This is a genomic window from Tsukamurella pseudospumae, from assembly GCF_001575195.1.
Taxonomy (GTDB): domain Bacteria; phylum Actinomycetota; class Actinomycetes; order Mycobacteriales; family Mycobacteriaceae; genus Tsukamurella; species Tsukamurella pseudospumae.
In genome coordinates this window covers 1-26,751 of the sequence record NZ_LSRF01000005.1, presented here as the reverse complement: position 1 = coordinate 26,751, position 26,751 = coordinate 1, and the positions used below count along the sequence as shown (strand labels likewise).

At 65.2% G+C, this 26,751-nt stretch carries 24 protein-coding genes and 1 pseudogene; 13 read left to right on the top strand and 12 right to left on the bottom strand.

The genetic code is table 11. The features are described 5' to 3' along the window. Positions 1 to 128: 128 nt before the first annotated feature. Positions 129 to 299, bottom strand: coding sequence for a hypothetical protein (locus tag AXK60_RS26785; RefSeq protein WP_006368863.1), 171 nt, complete (start codon positions 297 to 299; stop codon positions 129 to 131). Between the two features lie 776 nt (positions 300 to 1,075). Between AXK60_RS26785 and AXK60_RS05330 the strand changes: the two genes are divergently transcribed. The 6 genes from AXK60_RS05330 to AXK60_RS05305 all read left to right on the top strand — a co-directional run bounded on the left by AXK60_RS05330 (position 1,076) and on the right by AXK60_RS05305 (position 8,670). Further along, a complete protein-coding gene (locus tag AXK60_RS05330; protein ID WP_342342450.1) occupies positions 1,076 to 2,017 on the top strand; it encodes a Fic family protein in 942 nt (313 codons plus the stop codon). 133 nt (positions 2,018 to 2,150) lie between these two features. Beyond that, on the top strand, positions 2,151 to 2,759 hold the full coding sequence (locus AXK60_RS05325) for a hypothetical protein (RefSeq protein ID WP_068570070.1): 609 nt from the start codon (positions 2,151 to 2,153) through the stop codon (positions 2,757 to 2,759). Positions 2,760 to 3,393: 634 nt separating this feature from the next. Further along, the gene (locus AXK60_RS05320; RefSeq protein WP_068570081.1) at positions 3,394 to 4,881 is read left to right on the top strand and encodes an aldehyde dehydrogenase family protein; all 1,488 of its coding nucleotides are present in this window, start codon (positions 3,394 to 3,396) and stop codon (positions 4,879 to 4,881) included. Beyond that, entirely contained in the window at positions 4,878 to 5,990 is a 1,113-nt protein-coding gene (locus tag AXK60_RS05315; protein WP_068570069.1) for an NAD(P)-dependent alcohol dehydrogenase, read from the top strand. The genes AXK60_RS05320 and AXK60_RS05315 overlap by 4 nt, the downstream gene beginning before the upstream one ends. Positions 5,991 to 6,085: 95 nt before the next feature. Then, positions 6,086 to 7,714 (top strand): GMC family oxidoreductase, encoded by a 1,629-nt coding sequence (locus AXK60_RS05310; protein WP_068570068.1) that lies wholly within the window; start codon positions 6,086 to 6,088, stop codon positions 7,712 to 7,714. 29 nt (positions 7,715 to 7,743) lie between these two features. After that, positions 7,744 to 8,670, top strand: coding sequence for an MBL fold metallo-hydrolase (locus AXK60_RS05305; RefSeq protein ID WP_068570067.1), 927 nt, complete (start codon positions 7,744 to 7,746; stop codon positions 8,668 to 8,670). A gap of 127 nt (positions 8,671 to 8,797) precedes the next feature. Here the strand turns inward: AXK60_RS05305 and AXK60_RS25605 are convergent. The 5 genes and pseudogenes from AXK60_RS25605 to AXK60_RS05290 all read right to left on the bottom strand — a co-directional run bounded on the left by AXK60_RS25605 (position 8,798) and on the right by AXK60_RS05290 (position 12,919). Then, positions 8,798 to 9,547 (bottom strand): annotated as a pseudogene (locus AXK60_RS25605) (SDR family NAD(P)-dependent oxidoreductase). 153 nt (positions 9,548 to 9,700) lie between these two features. After that, on the bottom strand, positions 9,701 to 10,366 hold the full coding sequence (locus tag AXK60_RS05300; protein ID WP_231855567.1) for a type 1 glutamine amidotransferase family protein: 666 nt from the start codon (positions 10,364 to 10,366) through the stop codon (positions 9,701 to 9,703). A gap of 45 nt (positions 10,367 to 10,411) precedes the next feature. Continuing rightward, positions 10,412 to 10,603 carry a hypothetical protein gene (locus AXK60_RS27525; protein ID WP_231855566.1) on the bottom strand — a complete coding sequence of 64 codons (192 nt, stop codon included), beginning with the start codon at positions 10,601 to 10,603 and terminating at the stop codon, positions 10,412 to 10,414. A 204-nt stretch (positions 10,604 to 10,807) separates the two neighbouring features. Continuing rightward, a complete protein-coding gene (locus AXK60_RS05295) occupies positions 10,808 to 11,608 on the bottom strand; it encodes an enoyl-CoA hydratase/isomerase family protein (RefSeq protein ID WP_082777828.1) in 801 nt (266 codons plus the stop codon). Between the two features lie 24 nt (positions 11,609 to 11,632). Beyond that, the gene (locus AXK60_RS05290; protein ID WP_244881036.1) at positions 11,633 to 12,919 is read right to left on the bottom strand and encodes an MFS transporter; all 1,287 of its coding nucleotides are present in this window, start codon (positions 12,917 to 12,919) and stop codon (positions 11,633 to 11,635) included. A gap of 210 nt (positions 12,920 to 13,129) precedes the next feature. Between AXK60_RS05290 and AXK60_RS25600 the strand changes: the two genes are divergently transcribed. Further along, entirely contained in the window at positions 13,130 to 14,482 is a 1,353-nt protein-coding gene (locus AXK60_RS25600; protein WP_082777826.1) for an MmgE/PrpD family protein, read from the top strand. Between the two features lie 127 nt (positions 14,483 to 14,609). On the opposite strand, the gene AXK60_RS05280 is transcribed toward AXK60_RS25600, so the two are convergent. From AXK60_RS05280 to AXK60_RS26780, 5 genes are all read right to left on the bottom strand, one after another. Then, positions 14,610 to 15,767 (bottom strand): acyl-CoA dehydrogenase family protein, encoded by a 1,158-nt coding sequence (locus AXK60_RS05280; protein ID WP_068570063.1) that lies wholly within the window; start codon positions 15,765 to 15,767, stop codon positions 14,610 to 14,612. A gap of 186 nt (positions 15,768 to 15,953) precedes the next feature. Next, positions 15,954 to 17,120, bottom strand: a complete 1,167-nt coding sequence (locus tag AXK60_RS05275; RefSeq protein WP_068570062.1) for a CaiB/BaiF CoA transferase family protein — start codon at positions 17,118 to 17,120, stop codon at positions 15,954 to 15,956. Beyond that, on the bottom strand, positions 17,117 to 18,532 hold the full coding sequence (locus AXK60_RS05270) for an aldehyde dehydrogenase family protein (protein ID WP_068570061.1): 1,416 nt from the start codon (positions 18,530 to 18,532) through the stop codon (positions 17,117 to 17,119). Before AXK60_RS05270 ends, AXK60_RS05275 begins: the two co-directional genes overlap by 4 nt. Before the next feature lie 41 nt (positions 18,533 to 18,573). Further along, positions 18,574 to 19,530 carry an HpcH/HpaI aldolase/citrate lyase family protein gene (locus AXK60_RS05265; protein ID WP_068570060.1) on the bottom strand — a complete coding sequence of 319 codons (957 nt, stop codon included), beginning with the start codon at positions 19,528 to 19,530 and terminating at the stop codon, positions 18,574 to 18,576. 68 nt (positions 19,531 to 19,598) lie between these two features. Further along, complete coding sequence (locus AXK60_RS26780; RefSeq protein WP_175399936.1) at positions 19,599 to 20,528, bottom strand: MaoC family dehydratase; 930 nt, start codon at positions 20,526 to 20,528, stop codon at positions 19,599 to 19,601. Between the two features lie 199 nt (positions 20,529 to 20,727). Here AXK60_RS26780 and AXK60_RS25420 point away from each other — a divergent pair, with 199 nt between their 5' ends. The 6 genes from AXK60_RS25420 to AXK60_RS26185 all read left to right on the top strand — a co-directional run bounded on the left by AXK60_RS25420 (position 20,728) and on the right by AXK60_RS26185 (position 26,310). Then, positions 20,728 to 21,534, top strand: a complete 807-nt coding sequence (locus tag AXK60_RS25420) for an IclR family transcriptional regulator (RefSeq protein WP_082777825.1) — start codon at positions 20,728 to 20,730, stop codon at positions 21,532 to 21,534. Between the two features lie 161 nt (positions 21,535 to 21,695). Beyond that, complete coding sequence (locus tag AXK60_RS05250; RefSeq protein WP_068570058.1) at positions 21,696 to 22,100, top strand: hypothetical protein; 405 nt, start codon at positions 21,696 to 21,698, stop codon at positions 22,098 to 22,100. Next, entirely contained in the window at positions 22,097 to 22,951 is an 855-nt protein-coding gene (locus AXK60_RS05245; protein ID WP_068570057.1) for an alpha/beta fold hydrolase, read from the top strand. Before AXK60_RS05250 ends, AXK60_RS05245 begins: the two co-directional genes overlap by 4 nt. Continuing rightward, positions 22,948 to 24,090 (top strand): acyl-CoA dehydrogenase family protein, encoded by a 1,143-nt coding sequence (locus AXK60_RS05240; RefSeq protein WP_068570056.1) that lies wholly within the window; start codon positions 22,948 to 22,950, stop codon positions 24,088 to 24,090. The genes AXK60_RS05245 and AXK60_RS05240 overlap by 4 nt, the downstream gene beginning before the upstream one ends. A 977-nt stretch (positions 24,091 to 25,067) precedes the next feature. Beyond that, positions 25,068 to 25,757, top strand: a complete 690-nt coding sequence (locus AXK60_RS05235; protein WP_197466815.1) for a type 1 glutamine amidotransferase domain-containing protein — start codon at positions 25,068 to 25,070, stop codon at positions 25,755 to 25,757. Between the two features lie 127 nt (positions 25,758 to 25,884). After that, a complete protein-coding gene (locus tag AXK60_RS26185; RefSeq protein WP_139057764.1) occupies positions 25,885 to 26,310 on the top strand; it encodes a hypothetical protein in 426 nt (141 codons plus the stop codon). Positions 26,311 to 26,424: 114 nt separating this feature from the next. On the opposite strand, the gene AXK60_RS27330 is transcribed toward AXK60_RS26185, so the two are convergent. Beyond that, positions 26,425 to 26,751: integrase core domain-containing protein (locus AXK60_RS27330; protein ID WP_139057763.1), on the bottom strand; the 327-nt coding region annotated here is incomplete at its 5' end.

The following is a 26,751-nucleotide window of genomic DNA, read 5'->3' as shown; positions in this document are numbered from 1 at the left end:
TATGAGGATCGAAAATGTGATCATCTGCGGATCCAGTCCGCTCCGGAGGCCCTGGGGTACCAGCCCGGGGCTTCCGGCATATCAGCGCCTATGGCGCACTTCTCTACCGCACTATCTCTTCCTGCTGATCACTCCTTCTCCCGCTCATCGGCATCGATGGCCGCCACTAGTAGCCGCTGCGCCACGACCGAGACATTCCGTTGCTCATCTGCAGCAATCGACCGAAGCCGCTCAGCGACATCGGGGTCCAGCTGCAGTTCCACCCGGACACGCTTGGCCTTCTCGCGCTGGATAGCCATACAAACCTTCTCCCGGGTGCTCCCGGATCTCCCCGGGCGCGCGGAACAAACAGTACTTCGAGCTCCGCACCTAAACTGACCTGCCAATCACAGCACTTCTGACCGCGAAGATCGACTTTTCAGAAATCCTTGTCATGGGTGGTAACAACTGCAGTCACACAAGTTTCATGTCGGCAGGCCAGGCGGCATGAGTGCCGATGGGATGATTCGCAATCGGCCCCACAACAGATCTTGTGATAGGCATCACATAAGTCGCGTGCGAGCCTAGGGCGTGTCGTCAAACTCGACGCAAACCATCGAGGTGACCACATCTGGGAGCAAGAAACCCCGTAGCCCCACTTGGCCTCCTCAAAGTTCGCCACGACTCGGTCACGTCAACCTTAGAACCGCCCTCACGGTCCCGCCGTCCGCCGCGCGCGGCCCAGTTTGCGACCCTGACCTGCATTAATCCAGCTTCATCGTGCTAACATTCGACACAGTTGGCCGTAGTCAACCTTGCCTAACTGAAGACACACGAGAGGAGGGCGCCCATGTGGCCGGCACACAGCTTCGAGGTTCGCCCATGGGTCTCAGCGAACCGCGCAGGCAATCGTGAGGATCGCCTGTTCACGCAGGTCACCACCGCGATACCTCCGCTCATCGCCGCTGAGACCTTCGCGGCAGACTCCGCCGTATTGCTGGCCTGCGAAAACGCGACCATTGCGATTACGCGGCTCGATGTCGGCCGAGGAGTGGCGCTCGCTCCGCTCGGTGACTTCCTCCTGCGGAGCGAATCCGTGGCCTCCTCCAAGATCGAGCACGTCAACGCCGGCTGGCGACAGTTCGGGCGCGCCATCGCCGGCGTCAAAGCAGGTAGCGAGGCGCGGTCACAGCTCGCAGCCGTGCAGGCACTCACAACGATGATCGCTGCAGCGGACGCCGGAACGATCACGGCCGCCGACCTGCTCAGCGCTCACCGCCAGCTGATGGAAGGCAACGTCGCCGAGGCACGCACCGCCGGAACCTTCCGCACGGTCCAGAACTGGATCGGCGGATCCGACTACACACCGCGCGGCGCACTGTTCGTGCCACCACCTCCGGAGCTGGTGCTCGGCCTCATCGATGACCTGATCACCTTCGTCGAGCGAACCGACCTACCCGTCGTCGCACAGGCGGCGATCGCTCACGCACAGTTCGAGAGCATCCACCCCCACACCGACGGCAACGGGCGCATCGGCCGAGCTCTGATCAGCGCAATCCTTCGACGGCGCGGCCTCACCCGAAAGATCACCGTCCCGCTCGCCTCCGTGATGCTCTCCGACACCGACACCTACTTCGCCACACTCGGCGCGTACCGCCGAGGCAATGCTGCAGCGTTCGTCACCTACGTAGCAGACGCTGCGACGCTCGCCTGCGACGCAGCCGACGAATCCGCCGACCAGCTCGAGCAGATGCCCGCATTCTGGAGGACTCTCGCGAACCCACGATCCGGTTCCTCCGAGGAGTCGATCATCGACGCACTGCTCGCGCGCCCAGTACTCAACGCGGATACGGCGCAAGAGATCACCGGCTCGTCGGACACAGCCACCTACCGTGCCCTGAACAAGCTCACCGACGCCGGGATCCTCGAAGTGATCTCCGAATCCAAGCGCGACCGCGTGTGGGCAGCAGTGGACGTGATGAACGAGCTCGAACTTCTCTCCGACGCGATCGGCCGCCGAATCGATCCAGAAGCGTAGCCCGACTCGCGTAGCCCGACTCGATCCCCGCATGTCGACCAATCCCGCCCGGTCTGCCACGCTCAGGCGAACACATGAGGATCTGAGGATCCTCGCAGATCGCACGTTGTCTCCACCGAGAGGGGCTCAGCACATGAACGAACTCGTCCCTTCAAGCACGGGCCGCTGGAAGATCGACACCGAGAACTCAATCCACATCCTCGATCTGGACGCGCGAACACACGAACGCCGGCCCCTGCCGTGGCCGGACACCCACCACGGTTTCGACGACCACCCGACCCACTACTTGATCACCGAGGTCATTGAGTGGCCCCGCGTAGGTGATCAGTTCGTACTCCAATGCTCTTTGCGTTCAGACCCTTGGCAGCGCCGTCACGTGGTGCGGTCGGCACCCATCACGCAGATCTCGGCGGCACAACCCGCCACCGATGAACTCGCCGACACCCTCCCCGGGCGCCCACGAGTTCGAATTCCCTCCGGTTGGTGCGCGCTCGTCATGCAGCTTCATCAGGACCTCGTTGAACTCGAACCGCACTACACAGTCACCACGATCAAGGAAAAGCGCCAAGGGCTCCGCCTCTACATCATCCTGCCAGACCACACGCCCGACTCAGTCGCCGACGCGGCATACGCGCGTATCGATTGGGCGGAAGAGGAATCCGAGAACAGGTGCACGTTCTGCGGCGGCCCCACACCGACCCCCGGCAGCCGCTGCGGGCGACACCCTGCCAGGCCAATGTGACGCGGCTGGTCCGGACCGCCGCGTCCAGGGACCGCTGATCCCTGTGCGCACCGACATGGGCCTCGCTCACTGGCCGCCCAATGGGCTATCCCCACGTCCAAGTCCACCGGCCTCGCGCCTCAGTCCCAATCCGTCGAGCAGCGAGCCCAAGCTGCGCAGACTGTCATTCGGGGGATGTTCGCCCTCATCGGGAGATGCCGGGGACACCGGCGCGAACGCAGGGATGTCAGCTCGGCGCTGTTGATTGGTCGCCGCTGCTTGGAGCGCCGAGCTGCATCCCTCTACGTCGTGCATCCGTGCAAGTGAACTCGTCGAACGCGAGGGCCGCTGCGTCTTCCAGCGAGATAGTCCCACGAACGTCGCTACGCCCTACGGCTCGAAGCGGGCCCTGCCGGGTACGCGGTAACCGGAGGGACCTCCCCCTGTCCGGATTTGGTTTCAGGCCTCCTCCTCGCACCTCACGATCATCAGACCTTGACATCAAACGTGGCACGCGACACACTTCGTCGTACCGCTGACTGGCATGTCATGCCGTTATGCGGTCCGGAGAGTAGTTATGGCTCAGAAAGGCAACTGCCAAGTGACCACAGCAGCCCAGGACACGACCACGTCGGCCGGCGTCCTGCACCATCCGATGTGGATCGGCGGCGTAGCCGTCGACTCCGATGAGCGATTCGAGATCCGTAGCCCGGCGACGGAGGAGCTGGTTGCCACCGTCGCGAAGGGCAACGCGGGGCACGCCGACGATGCTGTTGCCGCAGCCAGGGCCAGCTTCGAGTCAGGAGTTTGGCGCGAGAAGACTCCCGCCGAACGCGCAGAGGTGCTCGACCGGGTCGCAGCGCGGATCGATGCAAGGAACGAGGAACTCGCGAAACTCCAGTCGAAGGAGAACGGCGCGCCGGTCCGGATCGCGCGATGGGTTCATGTGGGGCTTCCCGCCCAGGAACTCCGCTACTTCGCCGAGCTCGCACGCACGCACCAGTGGGTTAGACCTGCGCCGGCACTGGCGGGAATGGGCACCGGCGGCATGGTGCGGCACGAGCCGGTGGGGGTCGTCGCCGCGATCGTGCCGTGGAACGTGCCTCTGCAGTTGGCCGTCAACAAGATCGGTCCTGCGCTCGCTGCGGGCAACAGCGTGGTCATCAAGCCCGACGAGCACGCGCCGCTGATGGTGCTTGAGCTCGCAGCCGAGCTCGATCGCGCGGGTCTGCCCGCGGGCGTCTTCAACGTCGTGACTGGCGATGGCGAGGAGGTCGGGGTCCGCCTGGCCGAGCACCCGGACGTGCGCAAGATCGCCTTCACTGGCTCGACCGCGGTGGGCCGCGAGATCATGTCGCGGGCATCGGAGACGGTCAAACGGGTCACCCTCGAGCTCGGCGGCAAAGGCCCGAACATCGTGCTCGACGACATCGCCGAGGCCGACCTGAATCGGGTCGTCGATGGCTGCTTGTTCGCCTTCCTGACCTTCTCGGGCCAGGGCTGCGAATCAGGCACGCGGCTCTTGCTGCCTGCCGCGCTGCACGATGACTTCGTCGAGCGGATGATCGCGCGGATCGCTGATCTGCGCATCGGACTTCCCGATTCCGATGACACCGACCTCGGTCCGGTGTTCTCCCGGGCGCAGCGCGACCGCATCCTCGGGTACGTCGAATCGGGCCGGGCTGAGGGCGCGACGCTGGCCTGCGGCGGAAGCTCGCCCGAGGGCTTCGACAAGGGTTACTGGGTCGAGCCGACGATTTTCACCGATGTCACCAACGACATGTGTATCGCCCGGGAGGAGATCTTCGGGCCGGTGGTGGCGGTGATCAAGTACGACACGGTCGACGAGGCCGTGGCCATCGCCAACGACACGATCTACGGCCTGTCCGCGGGCGTGTGGAGCAGCAACACCGACCGGGCGGTGAGCGTCGCGGAGCGGATCGATGCCGGCATGGTGTGGATCAACGACTTCCATGTGCTCGACAGCCGGTACCCGTTCGGTGGCATGAAGCAGAGCGGCCTGGGTCGCGAGCTCGGCCCGGATGCGCTCGATGAGTACACCGAGACCAAGCAGGTCACCTACGCGCTCGGGCGGCGTGAGGAAACGAGCCCCTACGGGCTGCTGTTCGGGGGCGACCTGTGAGGGAGTCGGTCGCCGCCGTCGTCCGCGAGGCCGGGACGACGTTCACGGTCGAGCGGGTGCGGATCGATGACGAACTGCGGCCGGACGAGGTGTTGGTGCGCGTCCACGCGGCCGGCATCTGCCACACCGACCTGACCACCGCGGCCACCGCCGCCGACGAGCAGTTGCCGTCGGTGCTCGGCCACGAGGGCGCCGGCGTCGTCGAGGCCGTCGGCGCCGACGTGCGCCGCGTGCGGGTCGGGGATCGCGTGGCGCTCAGTTTCGCCAGCTGCGGGCGCTGCCGATACTGCGACGCGGGAGAGCCGAGCTACTGCGTACAACTGGCACCGCTGAACCTGTCCGGCGGCCGCCCGGACCGCAGCACATCGGTCGCCGACGCCGACGGCACGCCCGTGCAATCGTTCTTCTTCGGCCAGTCGTCGTTCAGCGAGTACACCGTCACCTACGAGCGCAACTGCGTACCGATCGGCGACTCGGTGGCCTTCGCCACCGCCGCGGCGATGGGTTGCGGTTTCCAGACCGGCGCGGGCACCGTGCTGCGGGCGCTGCGGGTACGCTCGGCCAGCACCGTGGCGGTGTTCGGGGTCGGCACCGTCGGGGCGAGCGCGCTCCTCGCTGCCCGGATCGCCCAGGCACGCACCATTATCGCCATCGACCCGCTCCCCGGGCGCCGGGAGCTGGCGCTCGAGCTGGGCGCGACGCACACCCTCGACTCCGGGCCCGGCGTGGCCGCCGCGATCCGCGAGATCGTGGCCGACGGCGTTGACTACGCCGTGGACTGCGTCGGCCACCAGGCCGTCCTCACCAGTGCGCTCGAGAGTCTCGCGGTGCGTGGCGCGTGCGCAACGATCGGCATGAGCCAGGGCTGGGGTCCGAATCCCGTCGAGATCGACCTGACGGATGTGCTGCTGCGCGGGATCACCCTGCAGGGGGTGTTGGAGGGCGATTCGCTTCCCCAGGAGTTCATCCCCGAGCTCATCTCCTACGTCGCCGACGGCCGGTTCCCCGTTGACCGCCTGGTCACGGAATTCCCGATCAACCGGATCGGCGATGCCGTCGCTGCCATGAGGGCGGGCGACGTGATCAAGCCAGTGCTGACCTTCGGCTAGCTCGCCTTGGCCCGGCTTTCGTTGACAGCGGACGGCCACGCGGCCCTTAGCTTTCATGCCCCAGAACAGATTCACCGTGAGAGGAAGTTTCGAGTATGTACGACTACATCGTTGCCGGAGCGGGCTCAGCTGGCTGCCTTGTCGCCAACCGGCTCAGCGAGAAGCACCGGGTCCTGCTGATCGAGGCCGGCGGTCCCGATGACAACCAGTGGGTGGAGATCCCCTTGGGGATGCAGCGTCTCGTCGGCGACCCCGAGGCCGTGTGGCCCGACCGCACGAAGCCCGCCGAGGAGATCGCCGGCCGCTCGATCCCCCTGGTGCAGGGCCGGATCATGGGCGGCTCGAGTTCCGTGAACGGCATGATGTACGTTCGCGGCCAGCGTGAGGACTACAACGGTTGGGCCGAGGCCGCCGGCGATTCCAGCTGGACCTGGGACGAGGTGCTTCCGTACTTCCGCAAGCAGACCGCGTACGTCGACGGCGATCCCACGTACTTCGGCACCGACGGTGAGCTCAAGCTGACCTCGCTGACCACAATGCACCCCACCACGGGCGCCTACATCGAGGCGGCCCAGGAGGCCGGGTTCCCCCTCAACAAGAACCAGAACAGCGGTGATCAGGTGGGCGTCGCGGTGGTGATGGGCAACATCTACAACGGCCGCCGCCAGTCGTCGGCGGTTGCCTTCATCGATCCCATCCGCGACCGCGACTCACTCAACGTGCTGACGAACGTCACCGTCTCCCGCGTGATCATCGAGGACGGCATCGCGGTGGGCGTCGAGGTGATCGAGGACGGAGCCAAGCGCGAGATCCGCGCGGCCAAGGAGGTCGTGCTCTCCGCCGGCGCGATCGGCAGCGCGACGATCCTGCAGTTGTCGGGGATCGGCGACGCGGAGCACCTCGGATCACTCGGCATCCCCGTGGTGGCCGACGTACCCGGCGTCGGGAAGAACCTGCAGGATCACCTTTTTGGACACGTCAAGTTCAAGCTGCGCAACGACGACGACAGCATCAACGAGACGCTGGGCGACGCGGCCCGGCTCGCCGTGGCCCTCGAGGAGTGGCGCGAGCACGGCACCGGCGCCCTGAGCAGCACCTCGTCGCAGTCGCTCATCTTCTTCGCCGCCGACCCTGACCAGACGAACCCCGACGTCCAGCTGGCGATGCGCCCGTACTCGTTCGGCATCTCCAAGGAGGGCGTGCTCGGCATCGACCCCTACCCGGGCATGATGATCTCGTCCATCGCAGCGCGCCCGTTCAGCCGGGGCGTCACGCGCATCGTCTCCACCGATCCGACGGTGCGCCCCCTGATCGACCCCGGCTACCTCACCGACGAGCGCGACATCGACCTCCTGTCTGCGGGTATCGCCAAGGTCCGCTCGATCGCGGCGCAGCCGGCTCTCGCCGGGCACATCGACACGGAGCTCGAGCCCGGCCCCGACGTCGCCACCCGCGAGCAGATGACCGACTACCTCCGGCGCACGGTGTCCACCGTGTACCACCCGGTGGGAACGTGCCGCATGGGCACCGGTGACGACGCCGTCGTCGACGCGCAGCTGCGCGTGCGCGGTGTCCGCGGCCTGCGCGTGATCGATGCGTCGATCATGCCCACCATCACCTCCGGCAACACGAACGCCCCGACCTACCTCATCGCTGAGAAGGGCGCGGCGATGCTACTCGACGGCCAGCACGACCCCCGCAGCGCCGAGGCCGCCGGCGCGTAACGACAACTCCTGAACACGAGGAAGACTCCATGACCATCACTGTTGGATCCATCACCGTCGACCCCATCTACGAGCAGCCTCTGGACGCCGTCGCCGTCGTCGTACCGGATGCCCAGGCCGCAGCCCTCAAGCAGATTCCGTGGCTGGCGCCACCGTTCATCGACGCCGAGGGCAACCCCCAAGGAGTCGTTCAGTCGTTCCTCGTACGCACCGGAGACACAGTCGTCCTGATCGATCCCGCTGTAGGCGACGACAAGGACATCTCCGTGGTTCCCGAGTGGAACCACAACACCACCGGATTCCTCGACCGCCTCGCCGGCGCGGGCGTCCAACCTGAGGATATCGACATCGTCGTGTCCACCCACCTGCACCTCGACCACGTCGGATGGGCCACCCAGCTGACGGAGCACGGTTGGAAGCCGACGTTTCCGAACGCCCGGTATCTCTTCATGGGCGTCGAGTTCCGACACTGGGCGAACGAGAGCAAGCAGACGGTGGTTCACCCCGCGGCGGACGCGCCCGAGCTCGACCACGTGCTGGCGTTGTTCCAGGAGACGCAGATCAGCACATTCGAGCAGTCGGTGCGCCCAGTGCAAGAGGCCGGCCAGATCGACCTGATCGACGAGTACGGCGAGATCGCACCCGGCGTCACCCTGGTCTCAACCCCGGGACACACCCCGGCGCACACGAGCGTCAGTATCCGCTCCGGCGACGACCACCTCTTCCTCACCGGCGATGCCTTCCACCACCCTGGCCAGGTCGCGCATCCCGAATGGGCCGCGCTCAGCGACGTCGACGGCGACCAGAGCACCGCGACACGTCGGCGGATCCTCGCCGAGCTCGCTGACACCCCGACGATCGTGTTGGGCAATCACTTCGCGCAGCCGTCGATGGGGCGCATCGTCTCCGACGGAACCGGCGGGTACATCTTCGACTCGTCGGGCCTCGAAGCCTGACGGTACGCGCGTTCTCGCGCGAGAGCCGGGTTCGGTGAGGGAGCCCGGGTCCCGCGGGAGCAACAACAAGGGGCGCCGCCATCGTGATCCCGATGGCGACGCCCCCTTCATTAGTTCGCTGGGCGCGTCAGCCCTGCGCTTCTGCCGACACCTCGGCCCACTTCTGCCACGTGTTGATCCGGTCCGCATACGCGGCCGGCACAATCTGCAGCGGTCGGAGCCGAAGAAGACGCGCGGTGGCGGGTTCTCGGCGTCAACGATCTTGAGCAGGGCACCGCCTCCGGCTGCGGGGTTTCCCGGGACCGTGTTCGCCGACGCCTCAGCGAACACTGCGAGCACGCCGTCATACGGGTCGATCGGGGACGACTGCACCGCGGAGCTGCCGGCCCAGTCAGTGGCGAACAGTGCAGGCTCGACGAGCGTGACCTTGATACCGAGTCGGGAACGTGACCAGGCCACCGATCGTGGAGACCTGGACGATGTGCCCGCTATGCTGAGCGCGCATGATCGGCAGCGCAGCCTGCGTAATCCACAGCACACCGAAGAGGTTGGTCTCGACCTGATCCCTGATCTCGGTCTCACTCAGCTCTTCGACGGTGCCGAATAGCCCGCACCCTGCGTTGTTGACGACGACATCGAGCCGGCCGAATGCTCGCGCGCCGACTTGACTGCGGCGAAGGCCGCTTCCCGGTCGGTGACGTCGAGCTGAAGCGGCAGAACCGCATCGCCGAACCTATCGACCAGATCACTGAGCGAATCGAGGTTGCGGGGCCGTCGCGGCCACCTTGTCGCCGCGCGACAGCGCGGCCTCTGCGAAGCTCCTTCCGAACCCCCGCGACGTACCCGTGATGAACCAAACCCTTGGACATGAAATCACCTGATTGCTAAGAACTATCGAGCGGATCTCGCCGCCCGTCTGCTCGCTCGCGCTACTTGCGACCGACCCGCCCGCGAATGTCCTCGGCCTGGATGTCGACGGTCTGCGGGCCATTGCCGGTGACGAGCCCCAGCTCGGGGTTCGGCAGCAGCATCAGGGAGGTCGGAACACTCGCGGTGGGCACGGTGAAGCCGGCCTCGCGCAGTCCCTCGTCGACGAAGTACTCCAGACAAGTGACCTCGCCGGGATGTTGACGTACCCGTAGTCGAGCATGCCGGTCTCGCCGCTACGGCCGACGGTGGTCGCCTCGGACGCGAGGAACGGATCGTCCTCGACCTCGTACGACTCACCCTTCTCGTCGACGCGGTAGTTGGTCGAGGTCAAGCCGATCGGGGCATGGCAGATCAGCGAGATGTAGACATCGTTCTCCCGGGCGAGGTACAGGACCTCACCCAGCTGCGGGTTGTTGTGGAAGTCGACCATCGGCGCGTGCCCACCGGGAGCATGGATGAAGTCGAAGTCGGCGAAACTGAAATCGTCGTCCGCGGCACGGTGCTTGGCAATCAGCTCGGCGAGAGAGAAGTACTTCTTGTCCTCCCACCCGGCGATCTTGGGGAGCACCTCCTCGCGGTAGGCGAGGTTCTCGACGTCCGTGTTGGGCAGCGGCGCCGTGACGGGCAGGCGGCCCAGGTGGCGCTCCATGAGCTCCAGCTCGCGCTCGCGGCGCGCGACGAGGTCGGGGTGCTTGGCCCGGTAACCCTCGACGGTGAACTCGGGGTCGGCGAAGTCGGCGACGGCGTTGCCGTACACCCAGGTCATCTGGCTGGTGGCGTGCCGCGGCAGCGACCAGCCGTTGGTGTCGATCTATGGCTTCTCACCGTTGGGGGTGGCGAGAGTGTAATCGAAGTCGTCCTGGAACTCGGCGAGGATCTGGCCGAGCTCGACGTGGAAGAACCCGATCGGAATCGACGGCACCGAGGCCGGCGCGCTCAGCGGCAGTTCACGCGCCGACGAGAGGATGATCAGGGCCTTGCGCTTTCCGGTGGTATCCGACATCTGACTTGCTCCATTCATGTGGTTGTGGCTAGTCGCCGTCGACGGGCCTCTTGCGGAGTTGGTCTCCCCCCGGGCACGGCGACAGGTCGTTTCTTTAGACAGCACGTCGTGCCACTAGTCGGTACCACCAAAACGCTGTCTCGGCATGTGCTCCTGCAACGTCGTCCTGAGCACGTGCTCTCTTGCCCGTCGCCACGGCGATCGTCACGACGCTGAGGAGGGGAATCGCGGTCGCCGCTTCTCGAGGAATGCTGCGATCCCCTCGGCCCCGTCCGGCTCCACGATCGCTGCCGCAATGTTCTTCGCCTCGTCGTCGAGACGCCGAGCGAGGGCGTCGACGTCCGCTCCTGTGATCAGACGCTTGGTCCGACCCAGTCCGGCCGGCGATCCGTGGCGCAACACGTCGATCACGGCGTCCGCCTCCGCTGCGAGCTGCTCCGCGGGAACAGCCCGGCTGACGAGACCGCACCGTGCGGCATCGGCGCCCGACATCGAGCGGTTGGTCAGTGTGAGGTCGAGGGCGATCGCGGCGCCGGCGCGAGCAGTCAAGAACCACGTCGCTCCACAATCGGGACTGAGGCCCGCCGCGGTGTACGCGGACTTCAGCACGGCATCCGAGGCCATCAGCACAATGTCCGCGCACAACGCCACGCCGATGCCGCCGCCGGCGATCGTGCCGTGCACGACCGATACCACCGGGATCGACGACCTGACCAGTGTCAGAATGCCGCAGTGCATCCCTCCCGCGATCTCGGCCACCAAGGTGCCGCGGTCATCCGAGTCGGCGAAGGCGTGCAGATCCCCTCCGACACAGAACGCCTTTCCCTCTGCGTCGAGCACCACGACCCGCACAGACGAGTCCTCTACCGCGGCTACCGCTGCGGCCGCGAACGCGGTAGCCATATCCGAGTCGAGCCCGTTTCCCGCTCCACGGACCAGTGTGATCCTGGCGACCGAGTCCTCGACGGTCAGGCGTACCCGGTCCATCCAACTCTGGACTGTCATGAATCCCTCTGTTCAGTCGTGGTGCTACTGCCGGCCTGACGTGCTGACGGTGGAATTGATGTCACTAAGCGTTCTACCGAGGGTTCGTTCTCCGAACAACTGCATCACCAGACCCGCGCAGAACACCGCGCCGGCCAGATACAGGAACACGGCCGTGAAGCCGAAGCTCGACAAGATCGCCGCGATGAGGAAGCTGGTTCCGAATACCGCGAGACGGCCGATTCCGTTGCACAGGCCGGCGCCGAGACCACGCAGGCCCGTGGGAAAGATCTCAGGGAGGTACGTGTACATGATCGGCGTCGCGCTCTGCAGGAGCATGGTCACGAGCGTGCCGCTGGCAACGAGGATCAGATTGCTCCCGGTGAACCCGAAGACGAGCATAAGGACCGCAACTGCTGAGTAAACGAGGAACACGGCTGTACGTCGCTCGATGCGATCGATGAACAACACCGTGAGCATCGCCCCCGGAACGGTGGCGAGCGACATGACGGACGTGTAGGTCAGACTCTCCTTCGTGGTGAATCCGTGCTCGGTGAGCAGAGTGGGGACCCAGGAGTTGTAACCGTAAAAGCCCGACAAGGCCAGCGCCATGGCTGCCGCGAGCACGACGGTGCGCCGTCGGTATGCGCCGCGGAAGAGGTCGCGAACGTGTCCGGTAACCACGATCGGCAGCGCCTCGGGGGCCGGCAGCTCGCCGCCGAGCTTATCTTTCGCCTCACGCTCGAGACCTGTGACGATCGCATCGGCAGTCGTGATATCGCCGTTCTCCGCAAGCCAGCGAGCAGACTCGGGGAGGTAGCGGGCGACGACGAGAATCAGCGGGATTCCCGCCGAACCGAGGACGAAGATCCATCGCCACATGCCGGGCCCCAGCGGAACGATCGATCGCGCCGCCCAGGCCATGATCGGAATGCCGATCAGGCTGATGACGACGATCCACGTCTGCGCCCTGCCCCGATAGGTCTGCGGGAACATCTCGGAGACGTAGGTCAGCACGATCACGGTGAGAGCGGCGAGCCCGACTCCGGTCAGCACGCGATAGATCGCGAGATCTGTAGGTCCGAAGGAGAATGCCGACAGCAGGGAGAACACGGAGAAGATCGCCGTCGCGCCCATGATCGCCCGCTTCCGGCCGACCCGGTCTGCGACGCGGCCGCCGATCACCGATCCGACGAACATTCCGAGGAACGAAGCAGCGGTGATGGTTCCGATGTTTCCTACCGAGAGACCCCAGTCCTTCCGGATTCCGGGTGCCGCGTAGGCGAAGGTGTTGAGGTCTGCCATGTCCACCACGAGCAGCGCGGCGAGCACAGCGAGCCATCTCCGGTGAGTTCGGGTCATGGCGGGTATCCGGTTGAGTCTGCCGCTGATCAGCTCAGGACCGAGGTGGGTTTCGATGTTCACTGTTTCTCCTCTTGTTTCACTACTCGGCACGCTGTACCGTTTAGTGGTGTGGCGCCAATCACATCGCATCGGAGCGCGGGCGTCAAGTCCCCGGTATGAATCCACGAGGTTTTCGCAATGACACTGTCGGACAAGTCTATTGATGTTCAGCTCGCAGGAGCAGCGGCCGACCTGCGTCTGGAACAGGTTCCGCACGATGTTCAGCAGGCAGCGATCGACTGCATCGTCGACACGGTCGCCGTAACCCTCGCGGGAGCCGGCGATCCTGTCGCCCGAGCTGTTGCGGCAGCATCGGGATCCACGGGAAGCGCCGTGATGATCGGCACAGCCACGACCGCGAACCCACCGGACTCCGCGCTGGTCAACGGGATCGCCGCGCATGTCCTCGACTTCGACGATTGGCTTCCCGCGGCGCGCATACACCCGTCCGCCTCCCTCACCGCGGCCGTACTCGCCTCTGCCCAGGGGCAGCCAGGACCGGTATCGGGACGGCGATTGGTCGCGGCGTACGTTGCGGGATTTGAGGTTCAAGCGCGGATCGGTGCCGCACTCGGCCCCTCTCACTACGAAGCGGGATTCCACCCGACAGCGACGATCGGTGTTTTCGGTGCGGCTGCTGCGGCCGCTCATGTCTCCGGCGCTTCAGCGGTGGCGATGGCCGACGCGTTGGGACTCGCAGCCACGAGTGCGGCGGGGCTTCGAGCTGCCTTCGGCACCGCTGGAAAGTCGATCCAGGTCGGGAACGCCGCTCGGAACGGCGTTGTCGCCGCGCGACTGGCCTGTGCTGGACTTTCGCCAATGCCTATCCCCGTTCTCGATGACCGTGGGTTCGCCGCGAGTCATGGGCATGCCGTCGACCACTCGATCGCGACGGAGCCGTTCGAATCGCATTGGTATCTGAACGAAGTCGCGGTGAAGGAGCATGCTTCCTGTTTCGGAACTCACGCACCGATCGATGCAGTTCTGTCCCTCCGCGAGCATCTTCCGATCGATCGGATCACCGCTATCGATGTCACCGTCTCCGAGGTCATGCGTACAGTGTGCGCAATTCCCGTCCCGATGACTGCGCTCGAGGGGAAGTTCAGCCTGGCGTTCACAACCGCACTCGCAGTTGTCCGCGGGCACTGCCACGTTGCGGACTTCACGAACGAGGCAGTCCGGGCGCCGGAGCTGGGTGAAGTGAGCCGGAAGGTACGCCTGCATTTCGATGACGACGTGCCACCACAGTGGGCACGAGTGCAGGTAACGCTCGACGATGGACAGGTCTTTCAGGCCGAACACGACTCGGCCCGCCCGATGACCGCACTGCACCGGCGGCAGGTGGCTCGCCACAAGCTCACAACTCTCGCGTCGGCCGGGTTGGGGCAATCCCGAGCCCGGGAAATTCTCGCGGAGATCGAGGGGCTGCTCACCGATCGCTCGGTCTCCGACCTGGCCCGGGTGCTCACCCTCGACGGGCCGTCCACGTGACAACGCCAGGCGAGGTCATCGAGCCGGCGCGGTCACGGTCCCACCGCACAACGCCCGCTCAGCGCGCTTGACTCGAAGGCGTCGTCTCGCCACGCTCCACGGCCAGACCACAGACCGATTCGGACCGTCAGAGCCCCATGTTCTTGGCGATGATGCTCTTGAGGACCTCGGACGTGCCGCCGTAGATGCGGTTGACGCGGTTGTCGGCGTACAGCCGGGCGATGGGGTACTCATTGATGTAGCCGTAGCCGCCGTGCAGCTGCAGACAGCGGTCGATCACGTCGGAGGCGGCCTCCGTGCAGAACAGCTTGAGCGAAGCGGCATCGGCAGCAGTGAGCTCGCCGGCGTCGTGCAGCTCGAGTCCGCGGTCCACATTGGACTCCATGGCGTCGAGCTTGGCCTTGCACGCAGCGAGCTCGAACTTGGTGTTCTGGAACGAGGCGACCGGCTTGCCGAAGATGTTGCGGTCCTGCGTATATGCCTGCGCGAACCGAATCGCGGCCGCCGCTTGCGCGTAGGACCCGACCGCGATGGTCAGGCGCTCCTGCGGGAGGTTCTGGCCGAGGTAGCCGAAGCCCTTGTTCTCCTCGCCGAGCAGGTCCTCGACGGGGACCTTGACGTCGGTGAACGAGAGCTCGGCGGTGTCGGAGGTGCGCAGGCCGATCTTGTCGAGCTTGCGGCCGACCGCGTAGCCCCCGAGCGAGGTATCCACGACGAACAGGGAGATGCCGTGGCGCCGGTCCTCGGGGGTCGCCGGCGCGGTGCGCGCGCAGACGATCACGCGGTCGGCGTTGACGCCGCCGGTGATGAAGGTCTTGGAGCCGTTGAGCACGTAGTGGGTGCCGTCCTCGGACAGCTTGGCCGTCGTCTTCATGCCCGCGAGGTCGGAGCCGGTGCCGGGCTCGGTCATGGCGATGGCGAACATGTTCGTGCCGTCGACGAAACCGGGGAGCCAGCGCTTCTTCTGCTCGTCGGTGCAGTACTTCATCAGGTAGGGCAGGCACAGGTCCACATGCACGCTGGAGCCGCCGAACGTGACGCCGGCCCGGGCGGTCTCCTCCTGGAGGATGGCGGAGTACTTGAAGGAGTTCTCGCCGGCGCCGCCGAACTCCTCGGGCACCTCGATACCGAAGACGCCCAGCTCGCCGAGCTTGAGGTAGAAGTCCTTCGGCACGATCCCGTTGGCGTACCACTCCTCGAAGTGGGGAACGACCTCCGCGTCGATGAAGGAGCGAAGGGTCTCGCGGAAGGCCTCGTGATCGGCGGTGTAGACGGTACGACGCATGACTGTCTCCTTGGTGGGCGCTGCGCACAACTACGGCTGCAGAGCAGGACTGTGACGTGGGGGTCGAACGCGCGCTCGCGTCCTTCTCGACCAGGCGCCGAACCGATCTTTCGGTTCGGCGCCTGTCTATTTCGTGGTGCGACTACAGAACTGGACTCGCTCGAGGCGATCGGCGCCAGCCTGTGATCATTCGGCCAGGTGCTCCCGGATCTGCGGACCGTGCTCGTTGAGCAGGGGGGCTCGCTTGGTCGGCACCGCCGGCGTGCGTGAGAACTTGATCGGTTGGCCGGCGACGGTGACCACCTTGCTGCTACCCGGGTGTTCCAGTCGCACGGCCATGCCGCGCGCTTCGACGTGCGGATCTTCGAGGATCTCCTTCGCATCGCGGACAGCACCGACTGGCACCTTGCCACCGAGTACGTCCAGGATCTCGTCGGTGGTCCGCGTGGACGTCCACTCCGCGAGCGCACCGAAGACTTCTTCGCGGCGGGCGACCCGGGACTCATTGGTCTGCAACCCTGGGTCGGCTGCCAAGTCGTCGCGACCGATCAACTCGCACAGGAGCTTCCACCGGTTGTTGTTCGGGGCCGCGATCGCGACCCAACCATCAACTGCCGGCACGATGTCGAAGGGGCTCAGGAGTGGATGGCGGTTCCCTTCGGGGCGTGGGATCGTGCCGTCGTAGGAGTACTGGTAGACGATGCGCTCGCAGAGGGAGAGCACAGCGTCGTACATCGCTACGTCGACGAACTGGCCGACTCCGCTGCCGCGCGTCTCGTACAGCGCGGAGACCACACCGAGGGAGAGCAGCGTGCCGGGGAAGATGTCGCCCACTCCCGGCCCGACCTTGATCGGTGTGCCATCGGGCAGGCCGGTGATCCCCATGAGGCCCGCCATCGCTTGTACAACGATGTCGAAGGCTGGCCACTCCTGGTACGGGCTGGTGCCGCTGCGCGCGTCACCGAACCCTCGCAACGCTGCATATACCAGCTTCGGGTTGATCTCCGCCAGCGTCTCGTACGACAAGCCCAGCCTGTCCATGACGCCTGGCGTGAAGTTCTCCACCAGCACATCGGACTCGACCACCAGCTTCGTGAACACGGCGATATCGGCGGGGTCCTTGAGGTTGAGCACGATGCTGCGCTTACCTCGGTTGACGCTCTGGAAGTAGCCGCCGAAGTCCTTGGCCTCGTCGTCTGGCAGGTACGGGCCCGACGTGCGGGACAGATCGCCCGACGGTGACTCGACCTTGAGGACGTCCGCCCCCAGGTCGGCGAGCAACATCGTGCAGTACGGCCCTGCGAGCGCGTGCGTCATGTCGAGCACTTTCACTCCGGCCAGCGGCCCACTCATAGCTGCACCACCACGCACTTGGTCTCCGTGTAGTGGCGGAGAGCTTCGATGCCCTTTTCGCGGCCGTAGCCGCTGTTCTTGTTGCCGCCGAAGGGCGTTTCGATGGCGGCGGCCATCCAGGTGTTCACGTACACCTGGCCGGCATCGAGCTGGTCGGCCATGCGCAGCGCACGGGAGACGTTCTGCGTCCACACGCCGGACGCGAGGCCGTAGTCGGAGTCGTTGGCGATGGCGATGGCCTCCTCCTCCGTGTCGAACGGGATGACGGCGAGAACAGGTCCGAAGACCTCCTCCTGTGCGATTCGCATGGAGTTGTCGACGCCGGTGTAGATGGTCGGTGCGACGTAGTACCCGCCGCTGCCGGAGGAGACGGGTTCGCCACCGATGGCCGCGACAGCACCGTCGTCCTTGGCAACGTCGAAGTACTCCATGACTTTGTCGTACTGGGCTGCGGTCGTGACGGGGCCGAGCCGTCCGCTTTCGGTCAGCTCGCGGCACGCGAGGACAAGGCGCTGCACGAGTTCGTCGTGGATGGAGCGCTCGACGAGCAAACGCGTCCCGGCGGAGCAGACCTGCCCGGTGTTGAGGGCGAAGGCGTTGAGCGAGCCTGCAACCGCCTTGTCGAGGTCGGCGTCGGCGAAGACCACGTTCGCGGACTTGCCGCCGAGTTCGAGGGTCAGCGGGATAATCCGATCGGCGGCGATGTGGCCGATCTCGCGGCCCGCGCGCACCGAACCGGTGAAGGCCACCTTGCGCACGGCCGCGTTCTTGAGCATCGGCGCGCCAATGTCGAGGCCGGTGCCGGTGATCACGTTGAAGACACCGTCCGGGAAGCCCACTTGGGTGGCCAGTTCGGCAAGGCGGATCGCCGAGCTCGAGGTGAACTCGGACGGCTTGAGCACGACGGTGTTGCCGGCCGCGAGCGCAGGGGCCACGCCTCGGGCCGCCTGGTTGAGCGGCGCGTTCCACGGGGTGATGACGCCGACCACACCGAAGGGCTCGCGGCGGGTGAAGCAGTGATGGTCCGGGCCGAGGTCGATCGTCTCGCCCTCGAACAGGTTCACCAGCCCGCCGTAGAACTCGAAGTAGCCCGCGGCGCCCTGAATCTCCATAGGAGCTTGCCAGGTGGGCTTGCCGGTTTCGGAGCGCTCGCGGTTCACGAGCTCGACCTGGTCGTCGAGGATCGCCTGCGCGAGGCGCAGGAGCAGCCGCCCCCGCTCGATCGGCTTCTGACGACGCCACGCGGACTGGGCAGCGACGGCGGCGGCGACGGCGGCTTCCGCGTCGGCGGCGTTACCCGCCGCGACCTTCGTGGTGGGTTGCCCGTCGAGCGGGCTGTCCACCGTCAAGTACTCGCCGCCGGACGGGGGCGTGCTGCGTCCCGAGATCCAATGTTCAAGCTGTAGCACCATGATTGGCTCCTATGGAGTGTTCCGGTCGTTCGGATGAGCGATCAGGGCTCGGGGACGAACTTCGTGGTCCGCGCCATGTTGAGCGTGCGGCCGCGCTCGGCGGTCACCAACGCGAGCTTGCGGCTGGCCTCGTCGATCATTTCGTCGCCGAGCATGACGGCGCCGCGGCCGCCGCCGTCGGCGGAGGTGTAGTGCGCGTATGCCTCGAGGATCAGCTCGGCCTTGTCGTAGTCTGCCTGGGCCGGGGCGAAGACCTCGTTGGCGGTCTCCAGCTGGGCTGGGTGCAGGACCCACTTGCCGTCGTAGCCGTACGCGGCGGCGCGCTCGGCGGCGGCGCGGTAACCCTCGGTGTCCTTGATGATGGCGTAGGGGCCGTCGATTGCCTGGAGGCCGTACTTGCGGGCGGTCATCGCGATCGTCATGAGGACGGTGTCGAACGGGTCGAAGCCGGTGGCGCCGGGGGCGCCGATTGTCAGCGCCGGCATCTTCATGGCGGCCATGAAGTCACCCGGGCCGAAGATGAGGGTCTCGGTGCGTGCGGTGGCCGCGGCGATCGCATCGATCTCGCTCAGGCCTGCGGGGCCTTCGATCTGCGCTTCGATGCCGATGGTGCCCTCCTCGATCCCGAGCTCGCGCTCGAGCTGCGAGAGGAGGATGTCGAGCCAGTTGATGTGCGCGACCTTCTCGACCTTCGGGAGCATGATGCAGTCGAGATTGCGGCCGGCGCCACGGACGATGGTGAGGACATCCTCGTGGGCCCACTCGGTATCAGCGTCATTGACGCGCACGACGCGGGTCTTGCCCGACCAGTCGCCGTGGTTGAGGGCTTCGACGATGGTGGCGCGTGCGGCGGGCTTGGCGACGGGGGCGACCGAGTCCTCGAGGTCGAGGAAGATCTGGTCGGCGGGCAGGGTCTGCGCCTTCGTGATCATCTTCTCGCTGCTCCCAGGGACGGCCATGCAAGAGCGACGGGGACGAAGGGGGCGAGTGCTGGTCATCTGTTTCTCAATTCCGTTGGGTGTGAAGTGCTGAAACTGGTTTCGACCCGGTTGGCCGAGCGCGGAGATCAGGGACGGTGCTTGAGTTGCACGCGGCGCGTGACCTGGACGACCAGATCGCCGCGCTGATTGACGCCGATGTGCCGGAAGGTGACCACGCCGTCGGCGGCGACATCGAGCACCTCTGTGGCGGCGCCGATGGTGTCACCGCGCTTGACTGGGGCGGGGAACTTGATATCGGTCATGCCGACCTCGCGAATGGCCTGGCCGCTAGTGTCCTGCGTCGCGAGGCCGATGGTGAGCGATAGCGACATGCCGCCGAAGTTGATCCGCTCGCCAAACTCGCTGTCCGCCATCGCGCCGTCGCTGAAGTGGCCCACAGCGCTGTTCATCACCAGCAGGGTGAAGCCGTTGAGGTCGAGGTCAGTGACAGTGCGAGTGCGCGCGTGGCGGAACTTGGCGCCGGGGATGAAATCCTCGGCGTAGCCCTCGAACTCGGGCGCGAGGTTCTGTTCGGCGGGCCGGCGGCGTACCAGGTTCGTGCGGTGGAAGTCGATGACCACCTCGCCGTCCGCGGTTCTGCCCTCGGTATGCCAGGTGACGATTCCGGTGTCAGGCCGGGAAGTCGAAGTTCGGGCGTCGACGACGGTGCTTCGCGCGTAGAGAGTTTCACCTGGGTAGACCGAGCGGTGGTACGTCACGTCGGTACCACCGAGGAAGGGCCCACCCGCTTCGCTCAGGTCCTCGACGCTGAGACCGAACACCACACCGAAGACGAGCAGCGGGTTGACCACCTCGTCGCGATGCCCACGCTCGAGTGCCACCTCCCTGTTGAAGTACTCCGGGTTGAAAGCCAGCATCTGTGTGCTGAACTCGATGTTGTCGCTCGCGTGAATCGTCCGACCCCAGTGGTGGTCGAAGGAGCGCCCGATCACATGATCTTCGAAGTAGGTTCCCCTCTCTCGAAGAGGCCAGGCAGTCAGATCGATCTTCGACATCTTCTCCCCTTCGTTCCGTTGCTCGGAACGTCGTGCTACTCATTGGAACGCTCAGTATGTAACCGCTGTCACAGCGTGTCAAGGTCGTAGACCGTCGAGTACGCGCGCATCAAGCAGCTGACCGTCTTGCCGTGCCGTATGCTGGAACGACCTCCGCCAACCGAGGCCAGCCAGCTAGATCACCGGAGAACAGCCCACAATGCCCCCCAACAGTGAGAACACGACCGCCGACAACGAGCAGAATGGCTCACTGGGCGGCACACAGAGCCTCATTCGCGGCTTGAGAGTGGTCGAGGCGATCGCATCGTCAACGCCGTCAGTCGGAGTCGGCGAGCTCTCGCGCACGCTGCAGCTACCGAAGTCAACGGTTCAGCGCTTACTCCGGACGCTCGAACTCGAAGGATGGGCAGAGACCTCGTCGGAGCCCATCACACGTTGGCAACTGACCCCGCGCCTGCTGTCGATCGCCCGCCACGGTGTTCCTTCACGAGGAATTCGCGACGTTGCACTGCCCCACATCACCGAGCTCGGCAGGGTGACAGGGGAAACGATCCACTTCTGTCTTCCGGACGGCACCCAGCAACTTGTGCTCATCGAGCGGGTCGACTCGGTACACCCCGTGCGGACGTTCAATCCGATCGGTGCAGGTACGGGATTTCACAACAGCGCGGCCGGAAAGGCCTGGCTCGCCGCACTACCCGAATCCGAGTTCACGCAGTTCCTCGCTACACCACTCGACCACACAACACCGAACACGATCACAGACCCAGCGGCGATAGCTCAACAGGTCCACCAAGCGCGCGCCAACGGCTACGCGATCAACCTAGCCGAGAACCGGGCCGGCGTGCGAGCGATCGGCTCCGCTGTGGTCAACGCGGAAGGGCAGCCAATCGCGACGGTCTCGATCAGCATGCCCGACTCGCGATTCGAGGAATCAAGAGTGCCCGAGTGGGGAGCAATGGTGCGCGAAACCGCACAGGCGATCACCAACGACTACGCCATCTGACACCTTTCACACCCCATCACCAGCCAAAAGGGCCCAGGCAACCGCCTGGGCCCTTTGCGACGCCCGCCCCTGCCGCTTGACAAACCGGCGTGATCCAACACACACTTCAATGTACCGTTACACAGCACGACGTGCTGACTGTCGGCACAGTAGGAGTAGGTATGACCGCCACAACACCCCTCACCCTCGATCCAGTCGAATTGCGCACGGCACTCAACGACGATCCCGAATTCAGCCTCCAGGCCCGGCACTGGAACAGCACCGTCCGCATCGGTGCAGATGGGCGCAATTGGCTCGTCCGCATCATCGATGGAATCGTCACCGATGTCGACACGGCCGCAACCCCCTTCGACGCCTGGGACTTCCAGCTCTCCGGGACCTCCGAGCACTGGGCGCAGCTACTCGCGCCGGTGCCCGCCGCGTTCTTCCAGGACTACTACGCCGCGATGCTCTACCACGGCTTCGCAATCGAAGGCGACATGCAGCAGATCATGGCCTACTACCCCGCTATCCGGCGCTCGCTGGACGTCATCCGCGCGCTCGCCAACCAGGAGGTCTCCGCATGACCGCCCAGCTCTCGACCGCTGTCGGTCGCTATGTCACGCTCACCGTCCAGGGCGTCGACTACCGGATCTACTTCGAGGAGGCCGGCACGGGGATCCCCGTCGTCCTCCAACACACCGCAGGCTGTGACAGCCGACAGTGGCGCCACCTCCTCGAGGACCCCGACTTCACCTCCAAGTACCGCCTGATCGCCGCTGACGCTCCGTACCACGGCCGATCGCTGCCGCCCGAAGGCATCGAGTGGTGGAAGACCGAGTACTCGCTGTCCAAGGAGTTCTTCATCGAGTTCCACAACCAGCTCGCCGAGCAGCTCGACCTGGACCGCCCCATCTTCATGGGCTGCTCAATGGGTGGTCACCTCGCAGCAGACCTCGCCCTCGCCTGTCCGGACAACTACCGTGCGGTCGTCGGCATCGAAGCGGCGCTGCACTCGCACGGCATGGAGCGCATCCTCCCGTGGCTCTACCACCCCCAGATCAGCAACGACACCAAGCCGGCACTGATGCAGACCCTCTGCTCACCCACCAGCCCCGAGAAGTACGTCCGGGAAACCGTCTGGGTCTACAGCCAGGGCGCGCCGCCCGTCTTCAAGGGCGACCTCGCGTACTACATGATCGGACACGACCTCACCGATTCCGCGCCCCTGATCGACACCACCAAGGTCGGCATGTGGGTCCTCAGCGGCGAATACGACTGGTCCGCGCCCCCGTCCGCCGGCCGCGAGCTGGCCGACAAGGTCCCCGGCTGTCACTTCGTCGAGATGACCGGCATGGGCCACTTCCCCATGTCGGAGGACCCGATCAAGTTCAAGGAGTACGTAGCGCCGATTCTCGCCGAGGCGAGCGCCCTATGATGACCGAAGAGCGCCGTGAGCTGCAGCAGCTCGCACGGCAGTTCGCCATGGAGGAGGTCCTCCCTGTGGCGAACGGGTTGGATCCGGTCAACGGCCTGATCCCGGACGAACTGCGCCAGAAGATGGCCGACATCGGCTTCTTCGGAATCCTCATCCCAGAGGAATACGGCGGACTCGGACTGGGTGCTTTCGAGTACTGCATGATCGCCGAGGAGCTCTCGCGCGCCTGGATGAGCGTCGGCAGCCTCATGGCTCGTGGCAACTCTCTGCTACCGGGGTTCACTGAAGAGCAGCAGCGAGACATCCTGCCCCGGATGGCCCGCGGTGAATACCTCTGCGCCTTCGCCCTGTCCGAGAACGAGGCCGGATCTGATGTCGCGAACATCAGCTGCCGCGCCCGGCGCGACGGCGATGACTGGGTGATCACCGGCAGCAAGATGTGGTGCACCTACGCCGACCAGGCCGACTTCATTATGCTCTTCGCGCGTACCTCCACCGATCCGGACCCGACGAAGCGGCACCGCGGGATCAGCGTCTTCTTAATCGACAAGGAGCGTGGCAGCTTCCCTGAGGGCATCAGCGGCACACCGATCCGCAAGGTCGGCTACCGCGGTTGGAAGACCTGGGAGCTCTCCTTCGATCGCTTCCGTCTCCCGGCGCACGCCCTCATCGGTGAGGAGGGGCGCGGCTTCTATGCGGCGATGCACAAGCTCGAGACCGCGCGCGCACACACAGCAGCGCGCAGCATTGGGCTCGCCCGCGGGGCCCTCGAGGATGCCACCGAGTACGCGCTCAACCGGCAACAGTTCGGCCGGCCGATCAGCGACCTCCAGGCGATCCGTTTCAAGCTCGCAGACATGGCCACACAGATCGAGACGAATCGCCAGATGATGTACCACGTCTGCACCACGATCGACGCAGGTGGCCGCGCCGACCTCGAAGCTTCGATGGTCAAGTACTCCGCGAGTGAAATGTCGGAGAAGGTGACCAGCGAAGGACTCCAGATCCACGGCGGCGCCGGCTACACAAGCGAATACGCCGCCGAACGGTACTGGCGCGATGCACGTCTGACCAAGATCTTCGAAGGGACATCCGAGATCCAGCTCAAACTGATCTCCGACCATCTCCTCGGCCGATAGCCTTATTGCCCCGCCCGACAACGGTGAACGATGAGACAGCTTCCTGATCATTCCGCCACATCGCGCACAGCGCGTAGCGCGCGGTCACGTCGTGACGCCAACTGTCAGGACAAGTGGTGGCACACGATCACAAGCGCGATCGGCAACGTGGCGGAGCAGCTCGCGAGCAGCACCCGCCGGAACCGGTGCGTGAGTCCGACGAGAAGCAGTGCCCGACGAGAGCACAGCAAACCGGACATGAAGGGAACACCATGGTGCGCAAGCACACCGTTGCGATCATCGTGAGCGTCGCCGCGCTCGCACTACTCAGCGCCGGTTGCTCGGAGGACTCGAAGCCCGTCCCGAGCTCGTCGGCTGCTGCACCGACTTCCGTCGCCACGCCGCACTCCCAGGAAGCCGTCCCCACCCGGCCCAGCGAGCCGACATCGGGTAACAGCGGGAACGTCGGCCCGACAACGACCGTGCCCTCCGGGCCGACACACACGGTGACCAGGACTGTGCCCGCTACGCCCCAGGCACCCAATAGTGGCGGGACAATCGATGTGCCCTGCACAGGCCCCGACCAAGGCACTGTCTGCACCAATCCGAATCACGGCGGAGGCGACAACCCGTCGGAGAACGGGACGGGGCCCACCACTTCTCCGAAGGTTCGCGATGACGACCCGGGGGGCAAGCCCTGCACCACCGGAATGGGAGTCGCCGGAACGTACGTCTACTCGGACGACACCAGCAGTTGGGTCTGCCAAATCGGCTGACCAGGAGTCCACCCCCACGATCATTAGCAAGAGCCATTGACAACCAATGGCTGTGAGCCCACAGAACCTTCCGAACCATGCCATCAGCATCTCGATGCTTTGCCGCAGTGAAGGTAGATTCAGATCAACCTCAACCAAAGGAGAAGCACAATGCCCGTCGACATCGATCGGTTCGAAACCCGCTCTGCTCAAACGCATAAGCCTCGCCGGATCCTGTCCATCGTGTCGAACACCGCGGAACTCCGCGGGTTCCCCGTGGGATTCTTCGCCGAAGAGATGACGCGCGCATTCCTGACATTCATCGAAGCCGGACACACTGTGGACCTCGCATCCCCCGACGGGGGCAAGGTCATGTACGACACGCACAGCGACCCACGAACGCCAGGCGGCCAGTACGTGGACGACCTGATCAGCCTCGGCTTCGTCACGCACGAGAAGTTCGGCGCGCTCCTGGACGCGACGATCCCCCTCGGATCCGTCTCGGTCGCGGACTACGACGCCGTGTGGGTGGCAGGTGGCGGCGGGCCCTTGCTGACTTTCAAGGACAATCCTGCACTGCACAAGCTGATCGCCGACTTCTATGAGGCGGGCAAGGTCACCACGCTGATCTGCCACGGATCATCGATCCTACTGTGGGCCCGCCTCTCCAACGGCGAACTCCTCGCGGACGGCAAGCGCTGGACAGGATTCACCGACGGCGAGGAGAACGCCGTGAACGAGGCCTTCGGCATGATTCTCAACGACTACACCATCGAGTCCGAAGCCGCCAAGAACCCGAACACCGAGTTCCGCCACCTCGATGTGAACGAGCCCTTCGCCATTCGCGATGGCAATCTCATCACCGGCCAACAGCAGTACAGCAGTGGGATCACCGCGGCACTGGTCCTCGACGCGCTCGACGAGCTCGATTGAGTATCACCGCACTCAGCTCGAGACTCCGCACCGTACCCACCTCAAGAGATACTGCGCCATCGCCTCGTCTCGACCAGACGCCGTGACGAGTGTTATCCGCAGATGAAGCCGACGCGTCGCAAAGATCATGAAGAAACGAATCCACATGAAATCGCGTTTCGCACTGACAAGTTCACTCGCCGTCGTCGCTGCATCTTTGCTGGGCAGCACGCTCGGATCCGGAGCCGCCGCAGCATCCCCGTACGGCCCCAAGGGGTTCACAGATGGCGGGCCCAGTTGCGACAGGGGGGTAGCAGCGGTGGTCGCCGAGTCCGCTCTCTCCAAAGTTGTGATCTGCCGCAACGGCACTGACCTGCAGTACATCGGCCAAGGTCTCCGCACGCAGAACTGGCTCTGGATCGACGACGTCCGTCTCGACGGAGGCGACACCTATATCGCCACACACGAGAAGTTCACCTACGTGGTGCGCTGGGGAACCCTCGAGATCGACGCCCCGGACGGCAAGACCGTCTCGCACGAGCACCTGGATATGCACACCTTCGAGCACGATTGATCGACCCGTAGCGATTCGCGCAACCGCTCGACCACACAGGAAGTAATCGCATGCGAACTCCACACATGGCCATCGGAGCTTGACCCGGTTTCCCGGACAGTTGGTGTGACAGGTTCAGGCTACCGATGAGGCGGTCTGGGCGTGGTGGTAGTCGTTCTCGTACTCAACGGGGGCGAGGTAGCCGATTCCGGAGTGCCGGCGACGGGGGTTGTACCAGGCTTCGATCCAGTCGAAGATCGCCGAGGCGAGCTGCTCTTCGGTGTCCCACTCACGGGTGTCGAGTAGCTCGCGTTGCATGGTCGACCAGAACGATTCCATCATCGTGTTGTCCACACTGGACGCGACACGCCCCATCGACCCGAGCAGCCCCGCCGAACGGAGCCTGTCACCGAAAACCCAAGAGGTATATTGCGATCCGCGGTCGGAGTGCATGATCGTCCC